Source organism: Comamonas aquatica (assembly GCF_018064205.1).
GTDB lineage: Bacteria > Pseudomonadota > Gammaproteobacteria > Burkholderiales > Burkholderiaceae_C > Comamonas > Comamonas aquatica.
Genome location: NZ_CP072916.1, coordinates 3,937,830 through 3,950,000 on the forward strand (window position 1 = coordinate 3,937,830; position 12,171 = coordinate 3,950,000).

The 12,171-nt window shown below is 54.4% G+C and carries 2 protein-coding genes, 4 tRNA genes and 5 rRNA genes (1 of these 11 cut by a window edge); 10 read left to right on the forward strand and 1 reads right to left on the reverse strand.

Annotated elements, in window-relative coordinates:
• Positions 1–9 precede the first annotated feature (9 nt).
• A complete protein-coding gene (locus KAQ61_RS18475) occupies positions 10–1,143 on the forward strand; it encodes a protein-glutamate methylesterase/protein-glutamine glutaminase (RefSeq protein WP_210930095.1) in 1,134 nt (377 codons plus the stop codon).
• Positions 1,144–1,257: 114 nt separating this feature from the next.
• On the opposite strand, the gene abc-f is transcribed toward KAQ61_RS18475, so the two are convergent.
• Entirely contained in the window at positions 1,258–3,153 is a 1,896-nt protein-coding gene (gene abc-f / locus KAQ61_RS18480; protein WP_210930096.1) for a ribosomal protection-like ABC-F family protein, read from the reverse strand.
• A gap of 490 nt (positions 3,154–3,643) precedes the next feature.
• Here abc-f and KAQ61_RS18485 point away from each other — a divergent pair.
• The 9 genes from KAQ61_RS18485 to KAQ61_RS18525 form a co-directional block, all read left to right on the forward strand.
• Positions 3,644–5,172, forward strand: a 16S ribosomal RNA gene (locus tag KAQ61_RS18485).
• A gap of 85 nt (positions 5,173–5,257) precedes the next feature.
• A tRNA-Ile gene (locus KAQ61_RS18490) sits at positions 5,258–5,334 on the forward strand.
• Between the two features lie 24 nt (positions 5,335–5,358).
• Positions 5,359–5,434, forward strand: a tRNA-Ala gene (locus KAQ61_RS18495).
• Between the two features lie 375 nt (positions 5,435–5,809).
• Positions 5,810–8,687: ribosomal RNA gene (locus KAQ61_RS18500) — 23S ribosomal RNA — on the forward strand.
• A gap of 122 nt (positions 8,688–8,809) precedes the next feature.
• Positions 8,810–8,922: ribosomal RNA gene (rrf, locus tag KAQ61_RS18505) — 5S ribosomal RNA — on the forward strand.
• 335 nt (positions 8,923–9,257) lie between these two features.
• Positions 9,258–10,786, forward strand: a 16S ribosomal RNA gene (locus KAQ61_RS18510).
• An 85-nt stretch (positions 10,787–10,871) separates the two neighbouring features.
• A tRNA-Ile gene (locus KAQ61_RS18515) sits at positions 10,872–10,948 on the forward strand.
• Positions 10,949–10,972: 24 nt separating this feature from the next.
• A tRNA-Ala gene (locus tag KAQ61_RS18520) sits at positions 10,973–11,048 on the forward strand.
• Between the two features lie 375 nt (positions 11,049–11,423).
• Positions 11,424–12,171, forward strand: a 23S ribosomal RNA gene (locus KAQ61_RS18525); it runs 2,130 nt beyond the window's last position.
• Together the 16S, 23S and 5S rRNA genes with 4 tRNA genes alongside form the textbook arrangement of a ribosomal RNA operon.

Here is a 12,171-nt window from a genome sequence, read left to right on the forward strand (position 1 = left end):
TGAAGAAGAATGAACCGGAAGATTCGGGTGATTGTGGTCGACGACTCGGCGCTGGTGCGCAGTCTGCTGGCCGAAATCATCAATCGTCAGCACGACATGGAGTGCATCGGAACGGCCAACGACCCCCTGGTGGCGCGCGAGATGATCCGCGAGAAGAACCCCGATGTGATCACCCTGGACATCGAAATGCCCAAGATGGACGGCATCGACTTCCTGGGCCGCATCATGCGCCTGCGGCCCATGCCGGTGCTGATGATCTCCACGCTGACCGAGCGCGGCGCCGAAGTCACCATGCGTGCGCTGGAGCTGGGTGCAGTCGACTTTGTCTCCAAGCCGCGCGTGGGCGTGGCCAACGGCCTGACACAGCTGTCCAACGAGATCGTCGAGAAGATCCGCATTGCCGCCACGGCCCACGTGCACCGCATGGTCAAGCCGGCGGCGGCGGCGGCGGCGGCGGCGGCCGCACCGGCCGGCACCGATGCCGCAGGTGCGCCGGCCGCGGCCAAGCCGCCGGTCAGCAGTGCCACCTTGCTGGGCCGGGTGTCCACGGAAAAGCTGATCGCCATCGGGGCGTCCACCGGCGGCACCGAGGCCATCAAGGAAGTGCTGACCCAGATGCCGGCCGATGCGCCGGCCATCGTCATCACGCAGCACATGCCGCCCGGCTTCACCACCAGCTTTGCCGCGCGCCTGAACAGCCTGTGCCAGATCACAGTGAAGGAAGCCACGCACGGCGAACGTATCCTGCCCGGCCACGCCTACATCGCCCCCGGTGGCAAGCAGTTCGCCATCAGCCGCAGCGGCGCCAACTACGTGGCCGTGGTGGATGAGCAGGCACCGCCGGTCAACCGCCACAAGCCCTCGGTGGAGGTGCTGTTCAAGTCCGTGGCGCAGTTTGCCGGGCGCAATGCCTTTGGCGTCATGCTGACCGGCATGGGCGCCGATGGCGCCGTGGCTATGCGCGAGATGAAGGACGCCGGCAGCTACAACTACGTGCAGGATGAGGCCAGCTGCATCGTCTTCGGCATGCCGCGCGAAGCCATCGCCCATGGGGCGGCCGATGAGGTGCTGCCGCTGACGCAGATCGCCCACGCGCTGCTGGGCAAGCTGCGTGCCTCGCCGGACGTGCGCCACCGCATTTAAGGTTTTCCATAAAAAAAGGAGCTGCCAGAGCCTTTTCAACAAGGACTTCAGATGGTTTTCTATCTGAAGTCCTTTGTTTTTGTGCGCGGACAGCTCCTTTTTTGAAGGGAGCAATCAGCTAGACAGCAATTCCCAGCGTTCCAGCGCCTGCATCAGCGCTTCCTCGATCTCGCCATCGCGGGCATGCAACTGCATGGCGCGCGCGTTGTCGTTGGCGTAGATGCTAGGGTCGTCCAGCTCCTGGCGGATGCGGGCCTGCTCGTCTTCCAGCGATGCAATCAGGTCGGGCAGCTGCTCCAGCTCGCGCTGCTCCTTGTAGCTCAGCTTGCGCTTGGCGCCCGACAGTATTGCCTTGTCCTTGGCCGCGTCCTCCTTGGCGGGGGCCGGTGCCTTGGTGGCGCTCTGCTTGGCCGCTTGCTCGGCCAGCTCGCGGCTGCGCTTGGATTGCAGCAGCCAGTCCTGCACGCCCCCTTCGTACTCGCGCCACAGGCCGTCGCCTTCGGCGGCGATGGTGCTGGTGACCACGTTGTCCAGAAAGGTGCGGTCATGGCTGACCAGAAACACCGTGCCGTCGTACTGCTGCAAAAGATCTTCCAGCAATTCCAGCGTGTCGATGTCCAGGTCGTTGGTCGGCTCGTCCAGCACCAGCACGTTCGCGGGCCGCGCAAACAGGCGGGCCAGCAGCAAACGGTTGCGTTCCCCCCCGGACAGCGAGCGAACGGGGGAGTGCGCCCGGGCGGGCGAGAACAGGAAATCCTGCAAATAACTTTTCACATGCTTCTTGTTGCCGCCGATCTCGATCCACTCGCTGCCGGGGCTGATGAAGTCCTCCAACGTGGCATCCATATCGATCTGGTGGCGCATCTGGTCAAAGTACGCCACCTGCAGGTTGGCACCGCGGCGGATGGTGCCGCTGTCGGCCTCCAGCTCACCCAGGATCATCTTCAGCAAGGTGGTCTTGCCGGCGCCGTTCGGGCCGATCAGCCCCACCTTGTCGCCACGCAGCACCGTGCCGGTGAAGTTCTTGACAATCGTCCTCGCGCCAAAGGCCTTGGACACACCCTCCAGCTCCGCCACGATCTTGCCCTGGTAGCTGCTGTCCTTGCCGCTGGCAATGTCCATCTTCACGCTGCCCAGCGCCTCGCGCCGGGACTCGCGGTTGGCACGCAGCGCCTTCAGACGCTCGACGCGGCTTTGGCTGCGGGTGCGCCGGGCTTCGACGCCCTTGCGGATCCACACCTCCTCCTGGGCCAGCAACTTGTCGGCCTTGGCGTTGATCACCGCTTCCTGCTGTAGCTGTTCTTCCTTTTGCAGCAGGTACTGCGCAAAATTGCCCGGATAGGACAGCAGGTGACCGCGGTCCAGCTCCACGATGCGCGTGGCAATCCGGTCCAGGAATGCGCGGTCATGGGTGATGGTGACCACGCTGCCCTTGAAGTCGATCAGCAAATCCTCCAGCCACTCGATCGAATCCAGGTCCAAATGGTTGGTCGGTTCATCCAGTAACAGCACGTCTGGCTTCAGCACCAGGGCCTGGGCCAGAGCCACCCGCTTGCGGGTGCCCCCGGACAGGCTGCCGACCAGCGCCTGGCCATCCAGGTGCAGGCGCTGCAAGGTCTCTTCCACGCGCTGCTCCCAGTTCCAGGCGTCCTGTGCCTCAATCTGGGACTGCAGCGCATCCAGGTCCACGCCCTCAGCACCCGACAGGTACTGGTCCCGCAGCTGTGCCACCGCCGCCAGCCCTTCGGCGGCGGACTCGAACACTGTGTGCGCCGGGTTCAGATCGGGCTCCTGCGGCACGTAGGCGATGCGCACACCGTTCTGCACCTGCAGCGTGCCGTCGTCGGCATGTGCCAGACCGCCCAAGATTTTCAACAGGGAAGACTTGCCCGCACCGTTGCGGCCAATCAGCCCGATGCGTTCGTTCGTTTCCAGCGCCAAGCTGGCGTGATCCAGCAAGGCCACGTGCCCAAACGCAAGCTGGGCGTCCAATAAGGTAATCAATGCCATGGTGTGCGCATTATCCAAGGCGGCAGCGCCCAGCGCTGCCGCAACCCTGACCATCTGGATGGTCAGGGTTGAAAAGATCTTTTCCAAAACCAGGGCCAAGCAGTGATATAGTTCGCATCCTTGCTTAAAGAACGGTGGTTTTGCTGCCAAGTTCTGAAAAAATTTTTGCAGCGGTTTGCGCAGACAGTTCAAATCAATGTACAATGCAAGTCTTCGCCAGCAAGTTCTGCTGACGGAATTTCTGAAAAATTTCAGAAATGCATGACAAAAGTTGTGCTACAATACAAGGCTTCGCTGATCACGGCGAAGCAAGAAATCTGAAGTAATTCAGGTTTGCATCTTTAAAAAGATACAGCCGATAAGCGTGGGCGTTTGAAGGCGAATTGCCAAGTTCTTTGGAACTAAAAACAAACGCTCATGGAAATAGAGAAGTGAAGTTCACTTCAATTCCGTTTTTATGAGTGAGTCGCAAGACTTTAAATTCAAGATCGAACTGTAGAGTTTGATCCTGGCTCAGATTGAACGCTGGCGGCATGCCTTACACATGCAAGTCGAACGGTAACAGGTCTTCGGATGCTGACGAGTGGCGAACGGGTGAGTAATACATCGGAACGTGCCTAGTAGTGGGGGATAACTACTCGAAAGAGTGGCTAATACCGCATGAGATCTACGGATGAAAGCAGGGGATCGCAAGACCTTGTGCTACTAGAGCGGCCGATGGCAGATTAGGTAGTTGGTGGGATAAAAGCTTACCAAGCCGACGATCTGTAGCTGGTCTGAGAGGACGATCAGCCACACTGGGACTGAGACACGGCCCAGACTCCTACGGGAGGCAGCAGTGGGGAATTTTGGACAATGGGCGCAAGCCTGATCCAGCAATGCCGCGTGCAGGATGAAGGCCTTCGGGTTGTAAACTGCTTTTGTACGGAACGAAAAGCCCTGGGTTAATACCCTGGGGTCATGACGGTACCGTAAGAATAAGCACCGGCTAACTACGTGCCAGCAGCCGCGGTAATACGTAGGGTGCAAGCGTTAATCGGAATTACTGGGCGTAAAGCGTGCGCAGGCGGTTTTGTAAGACAGAGGTGAAATCCCCGGGCTCAACCTGGGAACTGCCTTTGTGACTGCAAGGCTAGAGTACGGCAGAGGGGGATGGAATTCCGCGTGTAGCAGTGAAATGCGTAGATATGCGGAGGAACACCGATGGCGAAGGCAATCCCCTGGGCCTGTACTGACGCTCATGCACGAAAGCGTGGGGAGCAAACAGGATTAGATACCCTGGTAGTCCACGCCCTAAACGATGTCAACTGGTTGTTGGGTCTTAACTGACTCAGTAACGAAGCTAACGCGTGAAGTTGACCGCCTGGGGAGTACGGCCGCAAGGTTGAAACTCAAAGGAATTGACGGGGACCCGCACAAGCGGTGGATGATGTGGTTTAATTCGATGCAACGCGAAAAACCTTACCCACCTTTGACATGTACGGAATCCTTTAGAGATAGAGGAGTGCTCGAAAGAGAGCCGTAACACAGGTGCTGCATGGCTGTCGTCAGCTCGTGTCGTGAGATGTTGGGTTAAGTCCCGCAACGAGCGCAACCCTTGCCATTAGTTGCTACGAAAGGGCACTCTAATGGGACTGCCGGTGACAAACCGGAGGAAGGTGGGGATGACGTCAAGTCCTCATGGCCCTTATAGGTGGGGCTACACACGTCATACAATGGCTGGTACAAAGGGTTGCCAACCCGCGAGGGGGAGCTAATCCCATAAAGCCAGTCGTAGTCCGGATCGCAGTCTGCAACTCGACTGCGTGAAGTCGGAATCGCTAGTAATCGTGGATCAGAATGTCACGGTGAATACGTTCCCGGGTCTTGTACACACCGCCCGTCACACCATGGGAGCGGGTCTCGCCAGAAGTAGGTAGCCTAACCGCAAGGAGGGCGCTTACCACGGCGGGGTTCGTGACTGGGGTGAAGTCGTAACAAGGTAGCCGTATCGGAAGGTGCGGCTGGATCACCTCCTTTCTGGAAAATGAAGCAGTTCAAGTTTGAACGCCCACACTTATCGGTTGTTGGATGGCAACTGTTAGAGCGCAAGTTCTGATGGATTGGGTCTGTAGCTCAGCTGGTTAGAGCACTGTGTTGATAACGCAGGGGTCGTTGGTTCGAGCCCAACTAGACCCACCAAACTTCCAATGCGAAAAACCCGATGGGGGATTAGCTCAGCTGGGAGAGCACCTGCTTTGCAAGCAGGGGGTCGTCGGTTCGATCCCGTCATCCTCCACCAAGGATTGGTTAGAAAATGATAGCGCCAAGTGGTGCTATAATCGTTGGCTCACCTCAATACAAAAGCAGTCTTGCAAAGACTGCTTTTGTATTGATCGATCCGATCAATAGGCTGTTCTTTAAAAATTCATAGAGTCGAAATCAGCGTTGCTGGCGGAAAGCATGAAACATTGCACCGTGCCGCCAGCAACTATTTGATTGCGTCACACGAATTCAACTAATGAATTCGATGTAATGACGAATCATTCTCTAGGCTGCGTCTGAAAGGATGCAACCGAAGAATCATTCACATTACGGCATAACGCGTGAGGTGCAAGACCTCACCAGTCTTTGAACTCGAAATGGCGAGCTCTGGCAACAGAGATCAAAGTTATAGGGTCAAGTGACTAAGAGCATATGGTGGATGCCTTGGCGATTACAGGCGAAGAAAGACGTGATAGCCTGCGATAAGCTTCGGGGAGCTGGCAAATAAGCTTTGATCCGGAGATTTCTGAATGGGGAAACCCACCCGCAAGGGTATCGTTAGCTGAATACATAGGCTAACGAGGCGAACCTGGAGAACTGAAACATCTAAGTACCCAGAGGAAAAGACATCAACCGAGATTCCGATAGTAGTGGCGAGCGAATTCGGAGGAGCCTTCTAGTGATAGCACGACGGTTAACAAAACGGAATGGAAAGTCCGGCCATAGTAGGTGATAGCCCTGTATGTGAAAACTGACGTGTGGTACTGAGCTAGAGAAAAGTAGGGCGGGACACGTGTAATCCTGTCTGAATATGGGGGGACCATCCTCCAAGGCTAAATACTCGTAATCGACCGATAGTGAACCAGTACCGTGAGGGAAAGGCGAAAAGAACCCCGGGAGGGGAGTGAAATAGATCCTGAAACCGTATGCTTACAAAAAGTCGGAGCCTCGAAAGGGGTGACGGCGTACCTTTTGTATAATGGGTCAGCGACTTACATTCAGTGGCAAGCTTAACCGAATAGGGAAGGCGTAGAGAAATCGAGTCCGAATAGGGCGTTCAGTCGCTGGGTGTAGACCCGAAACCAAGTGATCTAACCATGGCCAGGATGAAGGTGCCGTAACAGGTACTGGAGGTCCGAACCGACTGATGTTGCAAAATCAGCGGATGAGCTGTGGTTAGGGGTGAAAGGCTAAACAAACTTGGAAATAGCTGGTTCTCTCCGAAAACTATTTAGGTAGTGCCTCAAGTATTACCTGCGGGGGTAGAGCACTGTTTTGGCTAGGGGGTCATGGCGACTTACCAAACCAAGGCAAACTCCGAATACCGCAGAGTACAGCTTGGGAGACAGAGCACCGGGTGCTAACGTCCGGACTCAAGAGGGAAACAACCCAGACCGCCAGCTAAGGTCCCTAAAATTGGCTAAGTGGGAAACGAAGTGGGAAGGCTAAAACAGTCAGGATGTTGGCTTAGAAGCAGCCATCATTTAAAGAAAGCGTAATAGCTCACTGATCGAGTCGTCCTGCGCGGAAGATGTAACGGGGCTAAGCCAGTTACCGAAGCTGCGGATGTGCAATTTATTGCACGTGGTAGGAGAGCGTTCTGTAAGCCTGTGAAGGTGTCTGGTAACGGATGCTGGAGGTATCAGAAGTGCGAATGCTGACATGAGTAGCGTTAAAGGGGGTGAAAAGCCCCCTCGCCGTAAGCGCAAGGTTTCCTACGCAACGTTCATCGGCGTAGGGTGAGTCGGCCCCTAAGGCGAGGCAGAGATGCGTAGCTGATGGGAAACAGGTCAATATTCCTGTACCGATCAATAGTGCGATGTGGGGACGGAGAAGGTTAGCTCAGCCAACTGTTGGAATAGTTGGTTCAAGCCTGTAGTCGTGCCCGGTAGGCAAATCCGCCGGGCTGAGATGAGGGGTGATAACGAGTGTGCTTGCACACGAAGTGAGTGATACCCTGCTTCCAGGAAAAGCCACTAAGCTTCAGCTATTGACGACCGTACCGCAAACCGACACTGGTGCGCGAGATGAGTATTCTAAGGCGCTTGAGAGAACTCAGGAGAAGGAACTCGGCAAATTGATACCGTAACTTCGGGAGAAGGTATGCCCCTAGTAAGTGAAGTTGAACAAACGGAGCTCAACGGGGTTGCAAAAAATCGGTGGCTGCGACTGTTTAATAAAAACACAGCACTCTGCAAACACGAAAGTGGACGTATAGGGTGTGACGCCTGCCCGGTGCTGGAAGATTAAATGATGGGGTGCAAGCTCTTGATTGAAGTCCCAGTAAACGGCGGCCGTAACTATAACGGTCCTAAGGTAGCGAAATTCCTTGTCGGGTAAGTTCCGACCTGCACGAATGGCGTAACGATGGCCACACTGTCTCCTCCTGAGACTCAGCGAAGTTGAAATGTTTGTGATGATGCAATCTCCCCGCGGAAAGACGGAAAGACCCCATGAACCTTTACTGTAGCTTTGTATTGGACTTTGAACGGATCTGTGTAGGATAGGTGGGAGGCTTTGAAGCCAGGACGCTAGTTCTGGTGGAGCCGACGTTGAAATACCACCCTGGTGCGTTTGAGGTTCTAACCTAGGTCCATTATCTGGATCGGGGACAGTGCATGGTAGGCAGTTTGACTGGGGCGGTCTCCTCCCAAAGCGTAACGGAGGAGTTCGAAGGTACGCTAGGTACGGTCGGACATCGTGCTAATAGTGCAATGGCATAAGCGTGCTTAACTGCGAGACTGACAAGTCGAGCAGATGCGAAAGCAGGACATAGTGATCCGGTGGTTCTGTATGGAAGGGCCATCGCTCAACGGATAAAAGGTACTCTGGGGATAACAGGCTGATACCGCCCAAGAGTTCATATCGACGGCGGTGTTTGGCACCTCGATGTCGGCTCATCTCATCCTGGGGCTGTAGTCGGTCCCAAGGGTATGGCTGTTCGCCATTTAAAGAGGTACGTGAGCTGGGTTTAAAACGTCGTGAGACAGTTTTGTCCCTATCTTCCGTGGGCGCTGCAGATTTGAGGAAGCCTGCTCCTAGTACGAGAGGACCGGAGTGGACACACCTCTGGTGTACCTGTTGTCACGCCAGTGGCATCGCAGGGTAGCTACGTGTGGAAGAGATAACCGCTGAAAGCATCTAAGCGGGAAACTCGTTTCAAGATAAGATCTGCCGGGGCCTTGAGCCCCCTGAAGGGTCGTTGTAGACCACGACGTTGATAGGCTGGGTGTGGAAGCGCAGTAATGCGTTAAGCTAACCAGTACTAATTGCCCGTGAGGCTTGACCCTATAACTTTGATACTGCTGTGCAGTGTTCAAAAGACTTTATGCCCATGTGCGCAATCGAATAAAAGCTGATTAGGCTCTATGAATTTGCAAGGTAGCGATGAGCTGCTTTGCGACAAGTTATGCCTGGTGACCATAGCAAGTTGGCCCCACTCCTTCCCATCCCGAACAGGACAGTGAAACGACTTTGCGCCGATGATAGTGCGGATTCCCGTGTGAAAGTAGGTCATCGCCAGGCTCTTACAGCAAGAAACGCCCAGTCGAGCGACTGGGCGTTTTCTCTTCCCTTCAGGTGCTTGTAAAGCGCTGTTGAGGTGAAAAGAAAACGTTAAAAGCGTTTTTGCACTGCGAAAGTGGTGCTACAATACAAGGCTTCGCTGATCACGGCGAAGCAAGAAATCTGAAGTAATTCAGGTTTGCATCTTTAAAAAGATACAGCCGATAAGCGTGGGCGTTTGAAGGCGAATTGCCAAGTTCTTTGGAACTAAAAACAAACGCTCATGGAAATAGAGAAGTGAAGTTCACTTCAATTCCGTTTTTATGAGTGAGTCGCAAGACTTTAAATTCAAGATCGAACTGTAGAGTTTGATCCTGGCTCAGATTGAACGCTGGCGGCATGCCTTACACATGCAAGTCGAACGGTAACAGGTCTTCGGATGCTGACGAGTGGCGAACGGGTGAGTAATACATCGGAACGTGCCTAGTAGTGGGGGATAACTACTCGAAAGAGTGGCTAATACCGCATGAGATCTACGGATGAAAGCAGGGGATCGCAAGACCTTGTGCTACTAGAGCGGCCGATGGCAGATTAGGTAGTTGGTGGGATAAAAGCTTACCAAGCCGACGATCTGTAGCTGGTCTGAGAGGACGATCAGCCACACTGGGACTGAGACACGGCCCAGACTCCTACGGGAGGCAGCAGTGGGGAATTTTGGACAATGGGCGCAAGCCTGATCCAGCAATGCCGCGTGCAGGATGAAGGCCTTCGGGTTGTAAACTGCTTTTGTACGGAACGAAAAGCCCTGGGTTAATACCCTGGGGTCATGACGGTACCGTAAGAATAAGCACCGGCTAACTACGTGCCAGCAGCCGCGGTAATACGTAGGGTGCAAGCGTTAATCGGAATTACTGGGCGTAAAGCGTGCGCAGGCGGTTTTGTAAGACAGAGGTGAAATCCCCGGGCTCAACCTGGGAACTGCCTTTGTGACTGCAAGGCTAGAGTACGGCAGAGGGGGATGGAATTCCGCGTGTAGCAGTGAAATGCGTAGATATGCGGAGGAACACCGATGGCGAAGGCAATCCCCTGGGCCTGTACTGACGCTCATGCACGAAAGCGTGGGGAGCAAACAGGATTAGATACCCTGGTAGTCCACGCCCTAAACGATGTCAACTGGTTGTTGGGTCTTAACTGACTCAGTAACGAAGCTAACGCGTGAAGTTGACCGCCTGGGGAGTACGGCCGCAAGGTTGAAACTCAAAGGAATTGACGGGGACCCGCACAAGCGGTGGATGATGTGGTTTAATTCGATGCAACGCGAAAAACCTTACCCACCTTTGACATGTACGGAATCCTTTAGAGATAGAGGAGTGCTCGAAAGAGAGCCGTAACACAGGTGCTGCATGGCTGTCGTCAGCTCGTGTCGTGAGATGTTGGGTTAAGTCCCGCAACGAGCGCAACCCTTGCCATTAGTTGCTACGAAAGGGCACTCTAATGGGACTGCCGGTGACAAACCGGAGGAAGGTGGGGATGACGTCAAGTCCTCATGGCCCTTATAGGTGGGGCTACACACGTCATACAATGGCTGGTACAAAGGGTTGCCAACCCGCGAGGGGGAGCTAATCCCATAAAGCCAGTCGTAGTCCGGATCGCAGTCTGCAACTCGACTGCGTGAAGTCGGAATCGCTAGTAATCGTGGATCAGAATGTCACGGTGAATACGTTCCCGGGTCTTGTACACACCGCCCGTCACACCATGGGAGCGGGTCTCGCCAGAAGTAGGTAGCCTAACCGCAAGGAGGGCGCTTACCACGGCGGGGTTCGTGACTGGGGTGAAGTCGTAACAAGGTAGCCGTATCGGAAGGTGCGGCTGGATCACCTCCTTTCTGGAAAATGAAGCAGTTCAAGTTTGAACGCCCACACTTATCGGTTGTTGGATGGCAACTGTTAGAGCGCAAGTTCTGATGGATTGGGTCTGTAGCTCAGCTGGTTAGAGCACTGTGTTGATAACGCAGGGGTCGTTGGTTCGAGCCCAACTAGACCCACCAAACTTCCAATGCGAAAAACCCGATGGGGGATTAGCTCAGCTGGGAGAGCACCTGCTTTGCAAGCAGGGGGTCGTCGGTTCGATCCCGTCATCCTCCACCAAGGATTGGTTAGAAAATGATAGCGCCAAGTGGTGCTATAATCGTTGGCTCACCTCAATACAAAAGCAGTCTTGCAAAGACTGCTTTTGTATTGATCGATCCGATCAATAGGCTGTTCTTTAAAAATTCATAGAGTCGAAATCAGCGTTGCTGGCGGAAAGCATGAAACATTGCACCGTGCCGCCAGCAACTATTTGATTGCGTCACACGAATTCAACTAATGAATTCGATGTAATGACGAATCATTCTCTAGGCTGCGTCTGAAAGGATGCAACCGAAGAATCATTCACATTACGGCATAACGCGTGAGGTGCAAGACCTCACCAGTCTTTGAACTCGAAATGGCGAGCTCTGGCAACAGAGATCAAAGTTATAGGGTCAAGTGACTAAGAGCATATGGTGGATGCCTTGGCGATTACAGGCGAAGAAAGACGTGATAGCCTGCGATAAGCTTCGGGGAGCTGGCAAATAAGCTTTGATCCGGAGATTTCTGAATGGGGAAACCCACCCGCAAGGGTATCGTTAGCTGAATACATAGGCTAACGAGGCGAACCTGGAGAACTGAAACATCTAAGTACCCAGAGGAAAAGACATCAACCGAGATTCCGATAGTAGTGGCGAGCGAATTCGGAGGAGCCTTCTAGTGATAGCACGACGGTTAACAAAACGGAATGGAAAGTCCGGCCATAGTAGGTGATAGCCCTGTATGTGAAAACTGACGTGTGGTACTGAGCTAGAGAAAAGTAGGGCGGGACACGTGTAATCCTGTCTGAATATGGGGGGACCATCCTCCAAGGCTAAATACTCGTAATCGACCGATAGTGAACCAGTACCGTGAGGGAAAGGCGAAAAGAACCCCGGGAGGGGAGTGAAATAGATCCTGAAACCGTATGCTTACAAAAAGTCGGAGCCTCGAAAGGGGTGACGGCGTACCTTTTGTATAATGGGTCAGCGACTTACATTCAGTGGCAAGCTTAACCGAATAGGGAAGGCGTAGAGAAATCGAGTCCGAATAGGGCGTTCAGTCGCTGGGTGTAGACCCGAAACCAAGTGATCTAACCATGGCCAGGATGAAGGTGCCGTAACAGGTACTGGAGGTCCGAACCGACTGATGTTGCAAAATC